Here is a 21,424-nt window from a genome sequence, read left to right on the forward strand (position 1 = left end):
CCGACATGCCGTCCAGGCTTGGGGCACTGCAACTGAGAAGAGGTGGATTCTTGTCGTCGCAAGCCGCCTTGGCGATGGAGTAGAACTGAGCCAAGGCTGCAGATTTGCTGCGCCAGCCTGGTCTGAAATGGGGGCCTGAGTTGCCCGTCAGTGCTGCCGGGCCATTCTCCTGCCTGCGCACATCAAGAAAGCTGGGGTCATTGCCCAGAAACTATCGAGCATCGCCGGCTGCTTCTGCGCTGCTTGCGCCACTAGCATGGCAGCACTTTGAATTTCTCGCGGCGGCCGGAGTCGGCCCAGTGCTTCAGACCATGTCTATTTTTTCGACGCTCGAGCGGCTGCAGGGTTCAGCGGCGCAAATGCCTTTTGCAGCCGACTCGGCCTATGCGGCGGTCGACGTTTTCATCGGCACCGGCGGCGACGGCCATTGCCACCCGGCGGCCACCCGGCCTTTTGGCATGGTGCAGGTGGGCCCAGACACCCAGCATCGCCACCACCGCCAGGCCTACCCCTGGTGCGCCGGCTATCGCTATGAAGACGACTCCATCCTGGGTTTTTCGCACACGCATTTCTCCGGCACCGGCCATGGCGATCTGGGCGATGTGCTCTTGATGCCCTTCACCGGCGCCACCAAGCTGGAGCCCGGCTACCCCGAGCGCGCCATGAGCGGCTATCGCTCGCGCTTCTCGCATGAGCAAGAGCGCGCCCGTCCCGGCTATTACGCCGTGCGCCTGCTGGACCATGAGATCGATGTGGAGTTGACCTGCAGCGATCGCGTCGGCCTGCACCGTTATCACTTCGAGCCCGGCGCAGCCCCAAAGCTGCTGCTGGACCTGCGCTCCAGCGTCTACAACCACCCGGGTAAAAACCTCTGGTCGAGGCTGCGCCTGCGCACGCCGCAGCTGCTGACCGGCATGCGCGAGACGCGCGGCTGGGCGCCGGGCCGCCAGCTCTATTTCGCCATCGAATTCTCGCGGCCGCTGACCCGCCACGAGTTCCACAACACCGAGACCGATGTGGAGTACCGGGGCTTTCGCACACCTGGCCGCGAGGCGCATGAGAAGCGGGTGTTGGAAGGCCGCGCGCTGGTTGCGGCTTTTGAGTTCAGCATCCCGGCCGACCAGCAACTGCTGGTCAAGGTGGGCATCTCGGCCGTCAGCGAAGACGGCGCCATCGCCAACCTGAGCGAGATGCCGGGCTGGGACTTCGAGGCCCAGCGCTTGCTGGCCGCCCAGGCCTGGGCCGACACCTTGGACGTGATGGCCATCGACGCAGCGCCCGAGCTGCGCACCAGCCTCTACACCGCGCACTACCACGCCTGCCAGGCGCCTAGCCTGTTCATGGATGTGGATGGCCGCTACCGCGGACCCGACAACGCGGTGCACCAGGCCAAGGACTTTGGTCCGGCCTTCAGCTACCACTCGACCTTCTCGCTTTGGGATACCTACCGGGCCTTGCATCCCTGGCTCTTGCTGACGCAGGGCGCGCAGCGCAATGGCGACTTCATCAACTCGCTGCTGGCCTCGCAGCAGCACAGCCCGCATGGCATCTTGCCGGTTTGGCAATTCCATGGCCTGGAGACCTGGTGCATGATCGGCTACCACGCCCTGCCGGTGATCGCCGACGCCTATCTCAAGGGCTTGCGCGGCTTTGACGCCAAGGCCGCGCTGGGCGCCATGCAGGCCAGCGCCGAGTACACGCCTTATGGTGGCATCGGCGACTACCTCCAGCTTGGCTATGTGCCGTTTGATAAGGAAGGCGAGGGCGCTTCCAAGACGCTGGAGTATTCCTTCGACGACTGGACCCTGGCCCGCATGGCCGAGGCCCTGGGCGAGCATTCGGTGGCGGCCCGTTACTACCAACGTGCGCAGAGCTTCCGTCATCTGCTCGACCCCGCCACCGGCTTTGTGCGCGGCAAGGGCAGCGACGGCCAGTTCCGCCTGCCTTTTGACCCCACGGCCGCCGGCTATGGCAGCGACTACACCGAGGGCAGCGCCTGGCAATACTCCTGGTACATGCCGCATGACTGCGCGGCCCTGGTGGGCAATCTGGGCGGCGACGCCGGCTTGGTGAAGCGCCTGGACGAGATCTTCGAGGCCGAAACCAATCCCAAGATGTACGCGCATATGGAGGACATCTCCGGCCTGATCGGCCACTACGCCCACGGCAACGAACCCAGCCACCACATCGCCTACTTGTATGCCTATGCGGGCGCACCCTGGAAGACCCAGCAACGCCTGAGCCAAATCGTGCCGATGCAGTACGCCAGCGGTCCGGCCGGCCTGGCGGGCAATGACGACCTGGGGCAGATGTCGGCTTGGCTGCTGTTCACGGCCCTGGGCTTTTATCCGGTGGCGCCGGGCAGCAACGAGTATGTGATCGGCCGGCCTTTCGTCCATCGGGCCAGACTCAAATTGCCCAATGGGCGTGAGTTCAGCGTCCGCGCCGAAGGGCTGACGGCGCAAAATGCTTTCGTTGGTGAAGTCTTTTTGAACGGCCAAGCGCATGCGTCCAGCGTCTTGCGCCATGAAGATTTGATGCAAGGCGGCGAGCTGGTGTTTCGGATGCAGGCTCCGGCGAACACCGAGCGCGGCGTTGCGCATGCGAACCGGCCTTACAGTCAGACGCCGTATCTTGATCTGCCTTGATTCATGAGTTCATCCCGCGCCCCCTTGGAATCGCTGCGCCCTGTGTTGAAGGAGCGTCTGCCGCCGCTGAATGCTTTGCGCGCCTTCGAAGTGGCGGCCCGCAAGCTCAGCTTTACCGCGGCCGCCAAGGAGCTGTTTGTCACGCCCGGCGCGGTCAGCCTGCATGTCAAGCAACTGGAAGATTATTTGGACGTGCAGCTCTTTGTGCGCGAGACCAAGAGCCTGCGTTTAACGGCTGAGGGGGAGCGCTACCTGCCCTTGGTCAGCGAAGCCTTCAGCATCTTGCGCCAGGCGACACAGGGTTTGCGGGGGCGCCAGCTGGAGACGGTGCACCTGTCGGTGCGCCCTTTGCTGTGTCATCGATGGTTGCTGGCGCGCCTGCCGGCCCTGATGGCGGCGTTGCCCAACTGCCATTTGGAGATCGAATCCGAGCTGGACCGAGATGTCGAGCGGCAAGACCTGTTGCTGGACTATCAGCCCGCCGTGGGGGCCGAGCTGAGCAGCCAATTGCTGTTCAGCACCGAGGTGATTCCGGTCTGCAGCCCGGCCTATTTGCAGAGCTTGGGCCTGCAGGGCTTGAGTTTGGACAGCGACTGGACCCGCCTGCGCCTGCTGCACGATCGCCCCTTGCAAGGCATGAGCGAGTACCCCAGTTGGCCGCGTTGGCTGCAGGCCTGCGGCCTGATGCTGGAGCAGCAGCTGGAAGAGGGCGGCGTCGGCAGCGCCAGCTTTGCCAACGGCATGATGTGCTTGGAGGCGGCACGTGCCGGCCTGGGGCTGGCGCTGGCACCGCGACTCTTGGTGCAGGACGATCTGCGCGAGGGCCGCTTGCTCGAGCCTTTGGCGGGTCAGGCCCTGACGAGCAAAGCCAAACAGACGAATGAGCTTGGCCCCTTGCGGCAAAGCTATTACCTGGTCTATCGCCGGGCGGCACTCGACCGCCCGGTCGTGCGGCAGCTACTCAGTCTCTTATTGAGCGACTGCTCGGCTTCAGCGGGCGCGGAAGCAAGTCCGCAAACCCCTTAAGCCCAGGTTCAGTTCTTGGCCTCAGGCTCGCGCAGAAAGATCTCCACCCGGCGGTTCTTCGCGCGGCTTTCGGCGCTGTCATTGCTAGCCACCGGCTCGCGAGAACCACGGCCGACCGCTTCAATGCGATTGCCGCTGATGCTGCGGTCTTCCAGATAGTCGCGCACGCTGTCGGCGCGGCGTTTGGACAAGGGGTCATTGATGGCGTCCGAGCCCGTGCTGTCGGTGTGGCCGACGATGCGCACCAAGAGGTTGCCCTGGCCGCTCAGGCCGTTGGCAAATGCATCCAGCACCGGCCGTAAGCGCGGCTCAATCGCTGCGCTGCCGACGGCGAAGGAGATGTCGCTGGGCACTTCCAGCTTCAGCTGGTTGTCCGGCGTGCGCGTCACTTCTACGCCTGTGCCTTGGGTGGCCTGCTCCATCGCGCGGCGCTTTTCTTCCATATTCTTGGACCACAGATTGCCACCCACGGCGCCCAGGGCCCCTCCAATGACGGCCCCGGTGCCTGCGCTCCCGCCGGTGGCCGAACTGATGATGGCGCCGGCCACCGCGCCGATGGCGGCACCGCCGGCCGTGCCCTTTTGGGTTTCGTCCAAATTGGCGCAGCCGGCCAGGCTGAGCAGGGCGAGCAGCAGCAGGGTGGGCGCTGGCGAAATCTTGCGTGTGTTTGAGGGCATGACGGTTTCCTTCTTGAATGCGTGAAACGATGCGGACGAATGGAAATCGGGGCGCTGAGGATGATTGATGTTAGCGCTTGAAAATGACTCCGGTATGCTTGGGCGCTCTGCTCGCAGGCTCATGCCCCGCTGGTCCACCCTTGGTTGACCAGGCCTGCCCGGCCTTGATCACACGCGAAGGACAGCCCTGTCTCCATGACTTTTTCGTTCGACAGCATTCAGAATTTCTTTCAAAGCTTCGGGCTGATCAGCCTGGTGGCGCTGCCTTTTCTGGCCAGCTTGCTGGCGGCGGTCTTGCCCGCCAATGCGCGCAATCTTGAGTCCACGCTGGCCGGCGCGGTGGCCTTGTTTTGCGTGCTGCAAGCGGCCTTGCTGTTTCCTGAAATCGCTGCCGGTGGTGTGATCCGGCAGGAGTTTGAATGGCTGCCCTCGCTGGGCCTGAACTTTGTCTTGCGCATGGACGGCTTTGCCTGGATGTTCTCCATGCTGGTGCTGGGCATGGGGGCGCTGGTGGTGCTGTATGCGCGCTACTACATGTCGCCGGACGACCCGGTGCCGCGCTTCTTTTCCTTCCTGCTGGCCTTTATGGGCGCGATGAGCGGGGTGGTCTTGTCGGGCAATCTGCTGCAGCTGGTGTTGTTCTGGGAGCTGACCAGCCTGTTCTCTTTCCTGTTGATCGGCTACTGGCATCACCGCCGTGATGCGCGGCGTGGCGCCCGCATGGCCTTGACCGTCACTGGCGCCGGTGGCCTGTGCTTGTTGGCGGGCGTGCTGGTCTTGGGCCATATCGTCGGCAGCTATGACTTGGATGTGGTTTTGGCTGCGGGCGAGCAGGTGAAGGCCCATCCGCTCTACACCACGACCTTGGTGCTGGTCTTGCTCGGCGCCTTCACCAAGAGCGCACAGTTCCCGTTTCACTTCTGGCTGCCTAACGCCATGGCGGCACCGACGCCGGTGTCGGCCTATTTGCATTCGGCCACCATGGTCAAGGCCGGCGTCTTTTTGTTGGCGCGTTTGTGGCCGGTGTTGGCCGGCAGCGAGCAGTGGTTCTGGATCGTCACCGGCGCGGGCTTGTGTACCTTGCTGCTCGGCGGCTTCATCGCCATTTTTCAGACCGATTTGAAAGGTGTGCTGGCTTACTCCACCATCTCGCACCTGGGTCTGATCACCACGCTTTTGGGCCTGAATAGCCCCTTGGCGGCGGTGGCGGCGGTCTTCCACATCATGAACCACGCCACCTTCAAGGCCTCGCTGTTCATGGCTGTGGGCATCATCGACCATGAAACCGGCACCCGCGATATTCGCCGTCTCAGTGGCTTGCGCCGCAGCATGCCGGTCACCGCCACCCTGGCCATGGTGGCCAGCGCGGCCATGGCCGGCGTGCCGCTATTGAATGGTTTTATCTCCAAGGAGATGTTTTTTACCGAGGCGGTCTTCGTGACCAGCGCGCCTTGGTTTGACCGACTGCTGCCGGTGGCTGCGGTACTGGCCGGCGTTTTCAGCGTGGTCTATTCGCTGCGCTTCACGGTTGATGTCTTCTTTGGGCCTGACAGCAGCGCCGAGCTGCCGCGTCACCCGCATGAGCCGCCGCACTGGATGCGTGTGCCGGTGGAGTTATTGGTGCTGGCCTGTTTCTTGGTGGGCACGCTGCCGCAATGGACCATGCAGGGCGTTTTGAGTGCGGCGGCTGCGCCGGTGGTTGGCGGTGTCTTGCCCGAATTCGATCTGGCCGTTTGGCATGGTTTCAACACGCCCTTGCTGATGAGCTTCATCGCCCTGTTCGGCGGCATTGCGCTTTATGCCTGGCTGCGCGGCCCTTTGCAGCGCGAGCGTTTCAAGCGCACGCCGGGCATTGGTGGCTTGAACGGCAAGCGGGCCTTCCAAACCAGCTTGGCGATCCTGACGTCTTGGTCGCGCACGCTGTTGCGCCTTTTCAGCACCCGGCGCCTTCAAGGGCAGTTGCTCTTGTTGTTGATCGTGGTGCTGGGGGCGACGGGGCTGGCGGCCCAAGGGGCGCAGTTTCTTTCGGGGCAGCGCCCACCGCTGCCGTTTGCGCCGATGTTTGCCATGCTTTGGCTGATCGGCGGTGCGGCGGCGCTGGCCTGCGCGCGGGCCGCCAAGTTCCATCGCTTGATGGCTTTGGCGCTGCTGGGTGTGGCGGGCCTGTGTACCGTGGTGACCTTTGCCTGGTTCTCCGCCCCCGATCTGGCCTTGACTCAGCTTGCGGTGGAGACGGTGACGACTGTCTTGATCCTGCTCGGCCTGCGTTGGTTGCCCAAGCGGATCGAGGCGATGGAGGCGGCCGAAGCCTTGGCTGAGTCCCTTTGGGATGCGGCGCAGCGCCGCGCCCGCCGCGCGCGCGACTTATTGCTGGCGCTGGGGATTGGCGGCGGCATGGCCTTGCTGTCCTATGCCGTGATGACGCGCGATTTTTCGCAGAGTATTTCGCCTTTCTTCCTGGAGCGCGCCTTGCCTGAGGGCTTTGGCACCAATGTGGTCAATGTGATGTTGGTGGACTTCCGCGGCCTGGACACGCTGGGTGAAATCACCGTGCTGGGCATCGTCGCGTTGACGGTGTATGCCTTGCTCAGGCGTTTCCGGCCGGCCAGCGAGAGTGCCGAGCTGCCGCTGCAGCAACAGGCCTTGGCGGGCGACATTGATACCGATCTGGTGCATGCCAATACCGCCACCGACACGGCCAGCGGTTATCTCTTGGTGCCGGCCGTGCTGGTGCGCTTGCTCTTGCCCATCGCCGTGGTGATCTCGGTGCATCTCTTCATGCGCGGCCACAACCAGCCGGGCGGCGGCTTTGTGGCGGGACTGGTGTTGTCCTCTGCCTTCATCCTGCAATACATCGTCTCCGGCACTCAATGGGTCGAGGCGAACATCAATCTGCGCCCGCAGCGCTGGATCGCCACGGGCCTGCTCATTGCCACGCTCACCGGCATGGGCGCTTTCGTCTTCGGCTATCCCTTCCTGACCACGCACACCGCGCATCTGCATTTGCCGCTCGTCGGCGAGATCCACATCGCCAGCGCCTTGTTCTACGACATCGGCGTGTTCTGCTTGGTGGTGGGGGCGACCTTGTTGATCCTTACTGCCTTGGGCCATCAGGCGGTGCGTGGACACCGAATTCAGCGCATGGAGGAACTTGAGGACATGGAGGACATGAGGGGCGCCATCCGCTTGACCGATCCAGAGGCGAAGCAGCTGAAAGGGGCGAACTGATGGAACTCGTCATGGCTTGCGCCATCGGTTTGCTGAGTGGCTGCGGCGTGTGGCTGATGCTGCGTCCACGGACCTACCAGGTCATCATCGGCCTGAGCCTTTTGGGCTATGGGGTCAATCTCTTCATCTTCAGCATGGGGCGTTTGGGCATCGACAAGGAGCCCATTCTGGCCGCGGGTGTGCCCGCCACGCTACAGAACTATATTGATCCGATGCCTCAGGCGCTGGTGCTGACGGCCATCGTCATCGGATTCGCCATGACCGCGCTGTTCTTGGTGGTCTTGCTGGCGCAGCGCGGCTTCTTCGGCAATGACCATGTGGATGGCACGCCCGACGAACCCCCTGACGCGGCCGGAGGGTCGCAGCGATGATGGACCTGCTGACCCAATGGGCCCTGGTGGCCAATGCGGCGCTGATGCCGCATCTGACCATGGCGCCGATTCTGCTGCCGCTGCTGGCCGCGTGTTTGTTGCTGTTGCTCGGCGAGCGAGGCCATCGCCGCAAGGTGATGCTGTCGACCTTGGCGGCCGTGGGCAATCTGGCCGTGGCGGTGTTCCTGATGCTCAGCGTGGCCATGGAGGAGGCGCAGCCGATCGGCTTTGGCGTTTATCTGCCCTCCAACTGGGATGTGCCCTTCGGCATCGTGCTGGTGCTGGACCGGCTCTCGGCCCTGATGCTGGTGGTGGCCGGCGTGGTGGCCTTGATGGCGCTGCTGTTTGCCTCGGCGCGCTGGCACAAGGCCGGGGCGCATTTTCATGTGCTGCTGCAGTTTCAAATCATGGGGCTGAACGGCGCTTTCCTGACCGGCGATCTGTTCAATCTTTTCGTGTTCTTTGAAGTGATGCTGGCGGCCTCCTATGGCCTGTTGCTGCACGGTAGCGGGCCGGCGCGGGTGCGCTCGGGCCTGCATTACCTGACCATCAATCTGGCCGCGTCGTCGCTGTTCCTGGTTGGTGCGGCGATGATTTATGGCGTCAGCGGCACCTTGAATATGGCCGACTTGGCCGCGCGCATCCCGGATATTCCGGCCAGCGACCGCGCCTTGTTGCATGCGGGATGCGCGATCTTGGCGGTGGCATTTTTGGCCAAGGCGGCGATGTGGCCTTTGAACTTCTGGCTCAGTCCGGCCTACACCGCCGCCAGTGCCCCATCGGCAGCGGTGTTCGCCCTGCTGACCAAGGTGGGTGTGTATGTCTTGTTGCGCTTGTCCACGCTCCTGTTCTCCGACCAGGCCGGTGCCTCGGCCGGCTTTGGTCATCTGCTGTTGCTCTGGGGCGGTATGGCGACGCTGGCCTTTGGTGCCTTGGGCTTGCTGAGCGCGCAACGACCCGCACGCTTGGCCAGTTATGCGGTGATTGTTTCGTCTGGCACCTTGATGGCGGTTTTGGGTTTTGAGAAGCCTGAATTGACGGCCGGAGCCTTGTACTACCTGCCTGCCTCCACCTTTGCGGTGGCCGCGTTCTTCTTGCTGGCCGAGTTGATGGATCGGTCCCGCAACCCGGATCCGACGGCCCAGCGCGCGCCCGAGGATGAGGAGGACCATCTGCCCTTCGCCCTGGTGGAGCAGGAGTTGGCGCGTGAGGCCAATCTGGATGAAGACGAGGAGGTGCTGGTCGGGCGCGCCATTCCTGCCGCCACGGCCTTGCTGGGCCTGGCCTTTGTCTGCTGCACGCTCTTGGTGGCGGGCCTGCCGCCCTTGTCGGGCTTTGTCGGCAAGTTGATGATGCTCTCGGCTCTGTTGGGGCCCGCGGGTGTGGCAGTTTCAACGCCGGCTTGGGTGTTCTTGGGCTTGTTGATGCTCTCCGGCCTGTTTGCCCTGATTGCCTTGTCGCGCACCGGCATTCGCTTTTTCTGGACCCCGGTTGATCGCCCAGCGCCGGTCTTGCGCTTGGCAGAGTTGGCGCCGATCACGCTCCTGCTCGGCGCCTGCGTGGCCATGACCGTGCATGCCGAAGGCTTGTCTCAGTACGCCCGCGCCACGGCGCAAATGCTTTACCAGCCGCAAGGCTATATCGAGGCGGTGATGGGCACCTTGCCCCAGCAAACCCCCACCAATGCCGAGCGTTTGCGGCAGGCCAGATTGGCAGAACAGGCCGCCTCGGCAACACTGCAAGCAGAGGCGGCCGATCCTGCTGCCTCTGAAGCCAAGCAGCAGGAGCCCAAGCCATGACGCGCCGCTCCCGCAAGCCCTGGTTGAAACGGCTTTTCCCCGCGCCGCTCTTGAGCCTGGCGCTGATGGCGCTCTGGCTGCTGCTCAACAATGCCTTCAGTCTTGGGCAATGGCTCTTGGCCCTGGTGATTGCCGTGGCGGCTCCGGCCCTGACGGCCTCCTTGCGGCCCACGCCGGTCAGCTTCAAGAAGCCCGGCGTCGCTTGGCGCTTGTTCTGGCAGGTCGGTCTTGATGTCCTGGTTTGGAACTGGCGGGTGCTGCGTGCCACCTTGCGCCCCGCAGAGCATTTGCCAAAGGGCGGCTTTGTGATCGTGCCGCTGGATCTGCGCGACCCGAACGGCCTGGCGGTCTTGTCGGCCATCATGTGCGTGATCCCCGGCACCATCTGGTCGGAGCTGGCCCTGGACCGCAGCGCCTTGCTGGTGCATATGTTCGAGTTGGAGTTTGCAGAGGAAGAAATTGCGCTGATCAAATCCCGCTATGAACGACCCTTGATGGAGATTTTTGAATCATGAGCACGCTATTGTTTGCTGCCATTGCCATCACGCTGGCGCTCTATGTCGCGGGCATGGCCCTGTGCCTGTGGCGCATGGTGCGCGGCCCGGCCTCGCAAGACCGGGTGTTGGCGCTGGACCTGGTCTGCACCATCGTGATGCTGACCTTGATGGTGCTGGCGATTCGCTACCGCAGCGCCATGTACTTCGAGGCTGCTTTGTTGATCGCCGTCTTTGGCTTTGTCAGTTCTTCGGCCATGGCCAAGTTCTTGCTGCGCGGCGAGGTGATCGAGTGATGCTGAACACGGCTCTGCCTTGGTGGATTGAAGTCCCGGTGGCCTTGCTGCTCGTTGCCAGCGGCGTGTTCGTGTTTGTTGCAGCTGTTGGCGTGGTGCGGTTCAAAACCTTTTTCATGCGCATGCACCCGCCGGCGCTGGCCTTCACCATCGCTTCTTGGTGTGTGACGCTGGCTTCGATTGTTTACTTCTCGGCCCTGGAGCAGAGTCTTGCCTTGCATGCCTGGCTGATCATCATTTTCTTGTCGATGACGGTTCCGGTCACCACCATCATGCTGTCGCGCGCGGCGCTGTTTCGCAGCCGCACCTCGGCGGCGCCGGAGGAGCGCGTACCGCCGTCGCTCAGTCGTCCACGCGAGGACTGAGTCAGTCCTCGCCTGCGCTGGCCGACTCTTCCCCAATGTCCAGGCGGGTCTGCTCGGCCTGCTTGAGCAGCCAGTCTCTGAACTGCAAGACCTCGGGCCGCCCTTCGCTGTGGCGCGAGCAGAGTAGCCAATACGCCACCGGACTGCTCATGCGGCCGGCCCGGCCAAAGGGCTCGATCAGATCGCCGCGCTCCAGCTGTTCGCTGACCAGGGCGAGCCTTGCCAAGGCCACCGCCTGGCCGCCCAGTGCCGCTTGAACTTGCTGGTAGGTGTAGTTGAGGTACATCCAGCGGCGCGGTTGCAGATGGGGCTGCCCCTGCGCCTTCAGCCAGTGCCGCCAACTGAGGAATTCAGCGGTGGGGCGGCTGTCGTCTTCCTCGGCCAAGGTGTAGTGCGCCAAATCAGCGGCGCTGCGCAGCGGTGGGCGCTCGCCCTGTTCGGCCTGGCTGGCCAGCCAGCGGCTGACCGTCGGGGTGAGAGTTTCGCCAAACAGACGCGTGGCGTTTTCAGGGGTGTTGCCGCGTTCGGTGTAGCGCAGGGCAATGTCGAACTCGCTGTCGTCCAGCTCGATCACCGTGTCATTGGCCGAGACGCGGATGTCGATGTCCGGATGCTCACGCTGAAACGCCTCCAGGCGGGGGATCAACCACAGCGAAGCAAAAGAAGCAAAGGTGGTGACATTGACCACCCGGCGCGAGCGTTTCTCGCGCATCTGCCGCACGGTGAGATCCAGCCGTTCCAGCAGCGGCACGGCGGTTGCCTGCAGCATCGCGCCGTCGTTGGTCAGTTGCACATGACGGGTGCCGCGCAAGAACAAGGCGCAGCCCAGCTCTTCTTCCAGCGATTGGATCTGCCGGCTGATGGCGGACTGGGTCAGATGCAGTTCATCGGCCGCGCCGCGAAAGCTCAAGAGCCGCGCTACCGCTTCAAAGGCACGCAGCGGCCCCACCGCCAGCGGACGCTGCCGGATTGCTTGGGGCTGGGCTCTCGGCGACGCGGGCTTCTTCTCGGGATTTCTATTCATGCGCGAATGGTATCAATCCATTTCGCCGATCTCATTGGACGCGCTGCGCCGCCATCCCTAGCATTCAAGCCTGTCAGTTGAGAGTCGCCGCGGTTCCGGTGATGCTGCCAGAGGATGAAAAGGGGAGTGAAATCATGAGCAATTTGCAAGAACAAGCGCTTTGGCGACTGGCCTCGGGGGAGGCCTTGAGCCTGCCGATTGGGCCTGGTGCCCGTGAACTTAGCGTCAGCGAAGGCCGCCTATGGCTGACGTTGAAGGGCAGCGCCCGGGCGCCCGCGCAAGACATCTGGCTGCAAGCCGGTGAAAGCCTGGCCCTGGCCTCGGGTAGTCAGGTCGTTTTGGAGGCCTGGCCGCAGGCGGCGTTTCAGCTGCTGGTGCCGCCGGCGGCTTGCAAGGCGCTCGCGTCTCGGCCAATGTTGCGGTCCCCGCTGAAGACCTTGGCTGGGCTGACTTCGCTGCAGCCCGCAGCCTGATTGCTTTGCAGACATGGCGCGCAGCAAGCCTGTAAGCCTGCTCAAGGCCGCCGAGATTGCCGGCATGCCTTTGGTCAGCAAGACGCATGCGCTGAATCCGCAGGCGGTGCGGGACAGCCGATCCTTATCGGCCGTGACGGGTTTGACGGCCCTGGGGTTTCAACTGGTGACGCTGCAGCCAGGGCGGCTGGCCTGGGAATACCACCGCCATCTGTATGAGGAGCAGTGCTTTTACATCCTTGCCGGCCAGGGCCATGCCGATATCGACGGAGTCTTGCATGCCCTCGGCCCTGGCGACTTTCTTGGCTTTGCGGCCCAGGGGGCGGCGCACACCTTGATCAACACCGGCACAGAGCCCCTGGTCTTCATCGCGGCACGAACGCACTTGGAGTTGGATGTCTGTGACTACCCGCGGCTGGGAAAGCGGCTTTATATGAACGGGGGCGAAGAGGCTTTGGTCGATTTGACGGCTGTCAGTCAGCCCGGGGTTTTGTAAATCAAGACCTTCAGCGATCGCTCGGCCGACACATCGGCAAACACCGCCGGATTGGCCACGCGCTCCACAAACTGCAACTCCGGCGCCAGCTCCTGCATCTGGTCTTTCAAAAAAGCGGTGTCCAGCTTGGGTGTGTTCAGGCACAGCATGGCGTGGCCGCCCGAGGCGAGCAGATCGGGCAGGCGGCGCATCAGGCGGGCGTAGTCTTTGGTCGCCACAAAGCTGCCTTTTTGATAGCTGGGCGGGTCCAGGATGATCAGCTCATAAGGCCCGCCGCGTGTGATCTTGCCCCAGGAGTTGAAGATGTCATGGGCCAGGAAGCTGGCGCCGGCATCGGTGCCGGTTGGCAACTCATTCAGGCGATGGTTCTGTCGGCCAATGCCTAAGGCGCCGGCGCTCATATCCATATTGACGACTTTGTGCGCACCGGCCTGTAGCGCCGCTACCGAGAAGGCGCAGGTGTAGGCGAACAGGTTCAGCACCTTCAGCTCAGGTTTGAGGGCGCGCCGCTCTTGCACAAACTCGCGCACCCAGCGCCGGCCCTCGGCCATGTCCAGAAACAAGCCGTGGTTTTGGCCTTTCAGCACATGGACCTGATAACGGGCGCCCGCCTCGAGCACCACATGCGGCTCCGGCACCTCGCCGGCCATCAAGCGCGTCTCGCTGAGCTGACCTTCGGTGCGGCATTGGTAGACCCAGTTCAGTGCCTGCCCCGGGGCCAGGTCTTGCCAGCGTGCGGCGAGGGCGGAGTGGATCGTGGCCAACACCTCATCGCTGCAGGGTTCAAAACTGGTCAAGACCAGCACCGGCGGATAGGCGTCCAGCGACCATTGCTCGCAGCCAGGGTAGAGGCCACCTCGGCCATGAAAAATACGCTGGGCGTCAGTGGGTAGGGCCATCGTGGCGATGGCGTTGAGCAGGGCGTGCATGGCGGGATAGAGAAAAGAAACGAGCGCGGGATTCATAAGGCGAAGCGAGCCGCATTGTCGCGGCCAGGCCCGAGCGCGACAGGCTACTGGCGGGCGACTGGTTTTTTCCTTGGCGCTTTCGGCTTGGCTTTCTCTGCGCGTGCTCTGAGTGCGGCGCCCAAAGCCAGTCGCCCCCAAGGCGCCATCAGCGCCGGAGACTCCATCGCTTCCTCGGGCGCCACAAAGTAGCCCAAGGTCGCGACCTGGCCCTCGCGCTCATACTCAAAGGCTGCGCAGCCGGCGGCCAGGAATTGTTCACGCGTCTGGGCGTCGGCCTTCAGGTAGAGTTGATCAAAGGCGATGATGGCGATGAACAAATCGTCCACGTAAATGCCCCAGCCGCCAAACATGCGGCGATGACGCAGGGCGCCCAGGGGGGCGAGCAATTCCAGGCAGTGCTCCAGCAGTTCGTGTTTGATGGCCATGCGGCAAATATAGGGTGTGAATCGGCGAGGGAGCTCTCGCATGCATGCCTCTGGGTGCCAGATAGCCTGCTTTTGTTCTGCCTTCTGTATGGCCGACCCCACAGGCTCGAAACAACAGGTGTCGAGGCCCGCGCGCATGGGTCTACACTGGTTTGAGCGCCTTCTGGGGCGCATGCTTGCATGCGTGGCTTGGTGTCGGCGGGGCGGCTTTTGATCCTTCCCGCCTGAGTCGTGTCGACGGCGTCAGAACTGGCAGCTTCTTGACGCTAGCACGTGGGATGAGTCTATGCCTGAACGCATTGTGCTGGCTTTGGATGATGACCCTTTGTATCTCGACATCCTTGTCGAGCAGCTTCAAGCCATTGGCGTATCCCATGTGCTGGCGCACACGCGGGCTGAGGATGCCATGCTTGTCTTGGCTCAGCAGCCGGTCGATCTGATCATCAGTGATCTGGATATGCCTGAGGTGGATGGCCCCCGGTTTCTGCACCGCTTGGCCGATGTCGGCAGCAGAGCAAAGGTCTTGTTGATCAGTGGCACCCGCCCTGATTTGCTGGCCAGCGTTTTGGAATTTGGGCGCACCTTGGGTTTGCGCATGGTGGGTGGCTTGCGTAAGCCTGCGGAGCTGGATGCTTTGGAAGCCTTGCTGCTTCAATGTGAGGCCTTGGAACCTGTTTGGCAGCCAACCCAGACCGATGGCTTGTCTGAAAGCGAACCTTTGGAGCGCGGGCGACTTGAGCAAGCAATTTCGAATGGCTCGATACGGCCCTGGTATCAGCCCAAGTTGGATGCGCAGAGTTTGCGGGTGATTGGCGTTGAAGCGTTGGCACGCTGGTTGCCGCCTGCCGGGCCCGCTATCAGCCCGGCCCGTTTTGTCCCCGCGATGGAAGCTCAAGGCCTGTCTTGGGCTCTGTTTTTGTGCATTTATGGTCAGGTTCTTCAAGACCTGGCGCGCTGGCAGGCGCAGGGTTGGCCCTTGCGTGCTGCAGTGAATCTGTCGATGGACTGCACTGATCGTCTCGATCTGCCAGAGCAGGTGCGCAGCCAAGCGTTGGCTGCCGGAATTGCATTGCAAGACTTGACGCTGGAGATCACCGAGTCTCGCTTGATGGCCAATCGCGCAGCGTCCATGGAGACGCTGAACCGTCTGGCCCTGATGGGCTTGAAGTTGTCGATTGACGACTTCGGCACCGGCTACTCCAGTCTGGCGCAGTTGGCCGACCTGCCGTTCAGCGAACTCAAGATCGACGCCAGCTTTGTGCGTCGCATCGGGCACGACCACAAGATCGACCGCATCGTGCAGGCCACGGTGGCCTTTGGCATGGGCTTGGGCATGGAGTTGGTGGCTGAAGGGGTGGAGCATCACAGCCAGCTGCGTGCCTTGCGCCAGCAAGGCGTGCACCAGGTGCAGGGCTATTTGTGTGCCCGCCCCATGCCCGAACCCGAGTTTTGCGACTGGGTGCGGCGCTGGCGCCCCGGTCATGCGCGGGCTTCTTTGTTTTTGCAGGCGCCAAGCCTCTTGGCTGTGGGGCCGCAAGCGGCGGATCTGCAGGAGTGGCGGGACACTCTGAGCCGGCATGTGCCCCAGCTGGCGGGGCAATGCTGTGCCGATGAAGCGGCGGCGGTACGGGCCATGGCGGTGCAAAGGCCGGACTTGTTGCTGATTGATGCCAGAACGGCCTCGGCTGAATCCTGGGCCATGGCGGAGCGCTTGCGGGAGCGCTGCCCGGCGGCCTTGTTGGTGATTGTGGTGAGCGTCATCGATGAACCTCGGCTGCAGGGCGCACGCCTGGGCGAGGCTTTGCTGGCCACTCATCCTCTGACCGATATTCAGGTGGAACACTGGGCTCACCGGCTCACGCCGCGAGGATGACATGCAAACACAAAGCCTCTGGCAACGCGTTCGAAGCTATGTGGCGGCAGCGGCCGGTGATGCGCGCAATGCCTGGTTGCTGACGGCCCTGGCTGTCTTTTTGACCTGCGTTGGCGCCACCCAAGCGCTGAAGGCGGTGTGGCAGGAAGCCAAGGCGGACTTGACCACCGCCAATCGCCGCCAGCATGTCGATGTGGCGTTCTGGTTGCATGAGCGCGGCGTTGACATGCGCAATCTGGTCCAAGTGCATGACCTGCTCGCGGGGCAGCCCGGCGCTTGCCAGCGCTTCGACCCGAGCTGCCGGGCCATGATGGCGCAGATGATGGAGGCAGTGTGCGCCAATGGTGGCTTTCGCAGCATTGTCTTGGTGGACAAGGCGGGGCAGGTGCTTCTTCGTGTGGGCAAGGAACTGGACAGCGCCGAGCAAGACTTGCTGCGTCAGGCTGATGCCAAAGTGGGGTTGGTGCCGCAAATCTTGGGTTTTGTGACCCAAGGGCCAGACCACGCCTACCTTGCGCATCGCATTCAATCCGGCGGGAGCGAGACGCGCGCTCTTGTGGCTTTCTCGGACCCGCGAGCGGCTCTGCACTCCTTGCTTTCCCAGGGCGGGGATCACTATGAAACCATGGCCTCGGCGGTGGTGCGCCAGTCCGGACGCCACGCCCATGGGCTGGCGCTGAATCCTCAGGGCGTGCAAAGCATTGACCTGTCGGAGCCGCCGCCTGAGTCGGTGATCGCGCAGCTGGCCTCGGGCCAGCAAGTTGAGGGGCTGCCGTTTCAGGGGCTGGACTATCAAGGCCGGCCGGTCCTGGCGATCGGGACCCGCGTGCTGGGCACCGACTGGTGGCTGCACAGCAAGATCGACCGACTAGACATCTTCGAGCAGGCTTTGCCGGGCATATTGCAAATCTTGCTGGCCGGGCTTTTCACGATCGGGGTTTTCTGGAGTTTGCTCTCCATGCAGCGGCAAGCAGTGCGCCTGCATGCCAGCCGTCGTTTGGCCCAGGAGCAGCAAGACCGGCTGCACGCTTTGGAGCTGCTGTCCAGCATTGCCGAGACCTCCGAGGATGTGATCTTCGCCAAAGACCGGTCGCATCGCTATTTGCTTTTCAACCCGGCGGCGCAACGGCTGAGCGCATTGACTGCGGAGCAGGTGCTGGGCCAGCGCGATGTTGATTTGATCGAGGGCGATCTCGCGCAAATGTTCCATGCCCAAGACAAAGAGGTGTTGGACCAAGGCCGTGCCTTGCACTGGGAGGTTGAGTTGCGGGCGCCCGAGGCGCGCACCTTGTCGATCGTGAAGTCGCCGCTGCGGCGCAGCGATGGCGAAATCATTGGCGTCTTCGGCATCGGCCATGACATCACCGCCATCAAGCGGGCCGAGGAACGGCTGCGGGCTAGCGAGAGCCGCTTCCGCACCTTGTTTGATGAGTCGGGTGTGGCCATGGTGCTGATCGATTTGGACACCTTCAAGATCAGTGATGCGAACCGGCAAGCCTTGCTCGATACCGGCTGCCGCTCCATCGCTGAGCTGGAGAGCCTGGCCTTCGCGCCCGCGCCGTGGTCGCGAAATGAGGCCCGCGCCACGATTACCAAGCTGAAGCAGCGCTTTGAGCGCGGCGAGCCCGCATCGCTGCGAACCGAGTGGCTCAACGCCCGGCGCGATGGCGGCTTTTACTGGGTGGACTTGCAGCTGCAGGTGATTGAGCTGGAAGGGCGGCCGGCGCTGCTGAGCGTGGGGGTGGACATTGACGACCGCAAGCGCATCGAGCAAGAGCTGAGCAAGCTGTCTTTGGCGCTGGAGCAAAGCCCGGTCAGCGTGATCATCACCGATACCGAGGGCCTGATTGATTACGTCAACGCCGCCTTCACCCGCGCTTCGGGCTACTCGGCGCGTGAGGTGATGGGAAAAAATCCCAGCCTGCTGGCCTCCGGCCAAACGGCGCCAGGCGTCTATGTGGAGATGTGGGAGACGCTGCTGCGCGGCGAACCCTGGCAGGGCATGTTGCACAACCGGCGCAAGAGTGGCGAGTTGTATGTGGACCGGGTCGCCATCTTTCCCTTGCGCCGCGAGGATGGCCGCGTCACCCACTATGTGGCTTTGCAGGTGGATGTCAGCGAGCGCATGGCCATTGAAGCCGAGTTGAATCAGCACCGCATCCACCTGGAAGACCTGGTCACCCAGCGCACGGCGCAGCTGTCTGAGGCGACGCGACGCGCTGAGGCCGCGAATGCGAGTAAGAGCGCCTTCTTGGCCAATATGAGCCATGAGATCCGCACGCCGATGAATGCGGTGTTGGGCGCGGCGCGCTTGATGCAGCGTGATCTGAGTGCGCTGCAGAACCCGACCCCGCAGACCACGCAGGACTCGGTGGCGCGCCTGCTCTCGCGGGTGCAGCAGATCGACCAAACCGGCCGCCATCTCTTGACCTTGTTGAATGATTTGCTGGACCTGTCCAAGATCGACGCGGGCAAGATCAAGCTGGTGCATGCCGACTTTGCTTTGCGCCCCTTGATCGACGAGCTGCTCTTGATGGTGCGCGAGCGGGCCGCCGAACAAGAGGTGGCGCTGGTGCTGGACCTGGAGGGGGTGCCTGCGGCCCTGCACGGCGATGGCCTGCGCTTGGGCCAGATTTTGCTCAACTACCTCTCCAACGCGGTGCGCTTCACCCAGCGAGGCCAGGTCTGCGTGCGCGCTCGGCTCTTGTCGCAAGACGGCGGCAGCTTGCTTGTGCGCTTCGAGGTTGAAGACCAAGGCATAGGCATCAGTGAAGCCGAACAGGCGCGGCTGTTCCAGGTGTTTGAGCAAGCCGCGGAAGACACCGCCCATCGTTTCGGCGGCACCGGCCTGGGCCTGGCGATTGCCCGCAAACTGGCGGAGTTGATGGGCGGCCAGGTGGGGGTGCGCAGCCAGCCGGGGCAGGGCAGCTGCTTCTGGGTCGAATTGCCCATGGCCCAGGCGCATGAGTCGACCCTGCCGACGCCCAGCGCCACGGGGGAGCAGGCTTTGCTGCAACTGCGCGGGCTGGGCCCCCGGCGCGTCTTGCTGGTGGACGATGTGGCCATCAACTTGGAAATTGCCAGCGATCTCTTGCGCGATGCCGGCTTGGAGGTGCAAGTGGCCAGCGATGGCTTGGAGGCCTTGAGCCTGGCCCAGCGCGAGTCTTTTGATCTGGTGTTGATGGACTTGCGCATGCCCAAGATGGGCGGCATTGAAGCCACGCGCGAGCTGCGCCAATTGCCCGGCTATGAGAGCGTGCCAGTGATTGCCCTGACGGCCCAGGCCTTTGAAGAGGACCGCAAAGACTGCCAGCAAGCCGGCATGAATGACCACCTGAGCAAGCCCGTCTTGCCCGAGCTTTTGTATGCCAAGCTGCTGCAATGGTTGCTGCCCGAGGCCCAGCGGCCGGCGAATGCAGGGGCTGCTCCCGTCGCTTCAGCTCCCCCGTCCACACCAACTTCAGCGTCAGAGCCAGAGCCAGAGCCAAGCTTGCCGGCCGATCTCTTGCAGATGGAAGGCTTTGATGTGGCGGCCGCGCAGCGGCTTTTGGGTCGCCGACTCGGGCGCCTGCCGGGCTTGTTGGCGCGTTTCGGCCGGGAGCAAGGCGACGCCTGCGAACGCATCGAGGCCGCGCTTGCGCAGGGCGACCGCGCTTCTGCTTCGCGCATTGCGCATTCGATGAAAGGCACCGCGGCGTCGCTGGGCCTGGTGATGATCAGCGAGTTGGCGGCGGAGCTGGAGAGCAATTTGCGCGATGCCAGCAGCGACGATGTGGGGCCTTTGAAGACCCGCTTGGCGCAAGACACGCCGCGATTGATGGCGCTGGAGCCGCCGGGCTGATTGATCGCTTACTCGATCGATCGATCAATCAGCCGCCGCCCTTCAGGTCGAGGATGACGCGGCGCAGCACCTGCTCGGTGGCTCGGTTTTGTTCCAGCACCGCTTGTACATGGGCGCCATGCGACTTGACCAACTCCGCGACCGAGTCCTCCTGGCTGGAACTCAGGCCCAGGTGAATGAAGCACACATCCAGCTCTGACAACAAGTTCTCAAAGGCTTGGCGCACCTGGGCTGCCATGTGTTCATTGCGCTGTGCCACTTCATTCAAAGCCTGAGTGGCCACGCCCATCAAGCGTCGGGTGTGGCCCAGGTCCTGCAAAGCGCCTTCGCCTTCAATGGCTTGCAGGCGCGACACCGCGGCCTCCATCAGCAGGGCGATGTTGTCAATGGCGCGGCCTTGGCGCTGGCTTTCTTCGGGGTCCATGCTGGCATCGCGTTGCATGGCCAGCTTGCGAACGAACAGCACCACGGTGCCAAAGTTGAAGCTGGTGTTGCTCTGGAAGGGGCGGATTCTTGGTCCCTCGCGCTGGGCCACCAGGGCATCAAGAATCGAGTGCTCCAGTGCCGTGCAGGTGCCGCCGCTGGACATATTGTGCGAGGCACTGCGACTGTAGATGCGCAAGCAGCCCTCAAAGCCGTAACGGGCCAGCGCTTCGAACAAGGCGCGGCCCAGGGCTTCGCTATTGCTACAGCTGTTGAGTCCGCGTTGAAAGTCCAGCACCACGCCCAGCTCACCCGCCAGATCGGCGCTGCTGAGCACGGCCATCACCGCTTCTTCGCGTTCTGCATGCAAGGAGCGTTGCAGCGCGTCGGCCTGGATTTGGCGGCGAATCTTTGTCACCAGCTCCACAGCTTCGACCGGTTTGCACAGGTAGTCGTTGCCGCCCACGTCATAGCCGCGCATGCGGTCTTCCAGTCGATCATTCGAGGACACGAAGATCACCGGCGGCACGTCGCTGCCTTCTTGGTGCAACTGGCGGCAGGTTTCGTAGCCGTCCAGCCCGGGCATGGCCACGTCCATCAGCACCGCGCTGGGGCGCGGGCCTTGGCGAAGCTGGGCCAGCGCGTCATGGCCATCGACCGCGAACTGCAGCATGAAGTCGTCGCCCAGCGCTTCTCCGTAGAGCTCGCGCATCAAGGCATCGTCGTCCACCACCAAGACCAGGGGCTGATTGGGCATGTCGGCTCACCGCAGTTCGGAGGCGATCAGTATGCATGAGTGGCCGGCCGTTGGGGGGCTTCGGGTCGTTGAATCAGCGGTGCTTTATCTCGCCAGTTGACGTCTCGGCGGTGAGTGGCTTTGCGATACAGCGCCGGCTTTTTGAGAGGGTGAGCCCGGGTACAGCGGGGGGCGAATATCACCCACAATCGGCCGGTTCGCCCTGCGCCGCCAGTCGCGCTGCTCCGGGGCTGCTTTTGT

17 protein-coding genes are annotated in these 21,424 nt (G+C 63.3%); 12 read left to right on the plus strand and 5 right to left on the minus strand.

Annotated features, from left to right (window positions below; genetic code table 11):
- Window positions 1-311 precede the first annotated feature (311 nt).
- Window positions 312-2,648, plus strand: coding sequence for a GH92 family glycosyl hydrolase (locus ACOVRJ_RS00660; RefSeq protein ID WP_422041979.1), 2,337 nt, complete (start codon window positions 312-314; stop codon window positions 2,646-2,648).
- Window positions 2,649-2,651: 3 nt separating this feature from the next.
- Window positions 2,652-3,674 carry a LysR family transcriptional regulator gene (locus ACOVRJ_RS00665; RefSeq protein WP_422041980.1) on the plus strand — a complete coding sequence of 341 codons (1,023 nt, stop codon included), beginning with the start codon at window positions 2,652-2,654 and terminating at the stop codon, window positions 3,672-3,674.
- An 8-nt stretch (window positions 3,675-3,682) separates the two neighbouring features.
- Here the strand turns inward: ACOVRJ_RS00665 and ACOVRJ_RS00670 are convergent, their stop codons facing one another.
- Entirely contained in the window at window positions 3,683-4,351 is a 669-nt protein-coding gene (locus ACOVRJ_RS00670; protein ID WP_422041981.1) for an OmpA family protein, read from the minus strand.
- Window positions 4,352-4,546: 195 nt separating this feature from the next.
- Here ACOVRJ_RS00670 and ACOVRJ_RS00675 point away from each other — a divergent pair, with 195 nt between their 5' ends.
- The 6 genes from ACOVRJ_RS00675 to ACOVRJ_RS00700 are packed head-to-tail and all read left to right on the plus strand — an operon-like array spanning window position 4,547 to window position 10,904.
- Window positions 4,547-7,579, plus strand: coding sequence for a monovalent cation/H+ antiporter subunit A (locus ACOVRJ_RS00675; protein ID WP_422041982.1), 3,033 nt, complete (start codon window positions 4,547-4,549; stop codon window positions 7,577-7,579).
- On the plus strand, window positions 7,579-7,950 hold the full coding sequence (locus ACOVRJ_RS00680; RefSeq protein ID WP_422041983.1) for a Na+/H+ antiporter subunit C: 372 nt from the start codon (window positions 7,579-7,581) through the stop codon (window positions 7,948-7,950). The genes ACOVRJ_RS00675 and ACOVRJ_RS00680 overlap by 1 nt, the downstream gene beginning before the upstream one ends.
- Window positions 7,947-9,749 (plus strand): monovalent cation/H+ antiporter subunit D, encoded by a 1,803-nt coding sequence (locus ACOVRJ_RS00685; protein WP_422041984.1) that lies wholly within the window; start codon window positions 7,947-7,949, stop codon window positions 9,747-9,749. The genes ACOVRJ_RS00680 and ACOVRJ_RS00685 overlap by 4 nt, the downstream gene beginning before the upstream one ends.
- Window positions 9,746-10,264, plus strand: a complete 519-nt coding sequence (locus ACOVRJ_RS00690; RefSeq protein WP_422041985.1) for a Na+/H+ antiporter subunit E — start codon at window positions 9,746-9,748, stop codon at window positions 10,262-10,264. Before ACOVRJ_RS00685 ends, ACOVRJ_RS00690 begins: the two co-directional genes overlap by 4 nt.
- A complete protein-coding gene (locus ACOVRJ_RS00695) occupies window positions 10,261-10,539 on the plus strand; it encodes a K+/H+ antiporter subunit F (RefSeq protein WP_422041986.1) in 279 nt (92 codons plus the stop codon). Before ACOVRJ_RS00690 ends, ACOVRJ_RS00695 begins: the two co-directional genes overlap by 4 nt.
- Complete coding sequence (locus ACOVRJ_RS00700) at window positions 10,539-10,904, plus strand: Na+/H+ antiporter subunit G (RefSeq protein WP_422041987.1); 366 nt, start codon at window positions 10,539-10,541, stop codon at window positions 10,902-10,904. The genes ACOVRJ_RS00695 and ACOVRJ_RS00700 overlap by 1 nt, the downstream gene beginning before the upstream one ends.
- A 1-nt stretch (window position 10,905) precedes the next feature.
- Here ACOVRJ_RS00700 and ACOVRJ_RS00705 read toward each other — a convergent pair whose 3' ends face one another.
- Window positions 10,906-11,928, minus strand: a complete 1,023-nt coding sequence (locus ACOVRJ_RS00705; RefSeq protein WP_422041988.1) for a LysR substrate-binding domain-containing protein — start codon at window positions 11,926-11,928, stop codon at window positions 10,906-10,908.
- 134 nt (window positions 11,929-12,062) lie between these two features.
- Between ACOVRJ_RS00705 and ACOVRJ_RS00710 the strand changes: the two genes are divergently transcribed.
- Both ACOVRJ_RS00710 and ACOVRJ_RS00715 read left to right on the plus strand, forming a co-directional pair.
- Window positions 12,063-12,401, plus strand: coding sequence for a DUF2917 domain-containing protein (locus ACOVRJ_RS00710; RefSeq protein WP_422041989.1), 339 nt, complete (start codon window positions 12,063-12,065; stop codon window positions 12,399-12,401).
- A gap of 13 nt (window positions 12,402-12,414) precedes the next feature.
- A complete protein-coding gene (locus tag ACOVRJ_RS00715) occupies window positions 12,415-12,897 on the plus strand; it encodes a cupin domain-containing protein (RefSeq protein WP_422041990.1) in 483 nt (160 codons plus the stop codon).
- Here ACOVRJ_RS00715 and ACOVRJ_RS00720 read toward each other — a convergent pair.
- Together ACOVRJ_RS00720 and ACOVRJ_RS00725 are read right to left on the minus strand one after the other, a co-directional pair.
- Window positions 12,879-13,826, minus strand: coding sequence for a class I SAM-dependent methyltransferase (locus tag ACOVRJ_RS00720; RefSeq protein ID WP_422042023.1), 948 nt, complete (start codon window positions 13,824-13,826; stop codon window positions 12,879-12,881). The genes ACOVRJ_RS00715 and ACOVRJ_RS00720 overlap by 19 nt on opposite strands.
- 83 nt (window positions 13,827-13,909) lie before the next feature.
- Window positions 13,910-14,290, minus strand: a complete 381-nt coding sequence (locus ACOVRJ_RS00725; RefSeq protein ID WP_422041991.1) for a TfoX/Sxy family protein — start codon at window positions 14,288-14,290, stop codon at window positions 13,910-13,912.
- Between the two features lie 286 nt (window positions 14,291-14,576).
- Here ACOVRJ_RS00725 and ACOVRJ_RS00730 point away from each other — a divergent pair, with 286 nt between their 5' ends.
- On the plus strand, window positions 14,577-16,163 hold the full coding sequence (locus ACOVRJ_RS00730; RefSeq protein ID WP_422041992.1) for an EAL domain-containing response regulator: 1,587 nt from the start codon (window positions 14,577-14,579) through the stop codon (window positions 16,161-16,163).
- Window position 16,164: 1 nt separating this feature from the next.
- Window positions 16,165-20,004 carry a PAS domain S-box protein gene (locus ACOVRJ_RS00735; protein WP_422041993.1) on the plus strand — a complete coding sequence of 1,280 codons (3,840 nt, stop codon included), beginning with the start codon at window positions 16,165-16,167 and terminating at the stop codon, window positions 20,002-20,004.
- A 28-nt stretch (window positions 20,005-20,032) separates the two neighbouring features.
- On the opposite strand, the gene ACOVRJ_RS00740 is transcribed toward ACOVRJ_RS00735, so the two are convergent.
- Window positions 20,033-21,184 (minus strand): response regulator transcription factor, encoded by a 1,152-nt coding sequence (locus tag ACOVRJ_RS00740; RefSeq protein ID WP_422041994.1) that lies wholly within the window; start codon window positions 21,182-21,184, stop codon window positions 20,033-20,035.
- Window positions 21,185-21,424 lie beyond the last annotated feature (240 nt).

It is taken from the genome of Roseateles sp., assembly GCF_049240545.1.
Lineage (GTDB): Bacteria > Pseudomonadota > Gammaproteobacteria > Burkholderiales > Burkholderiaceae_C > Paucibacter_A.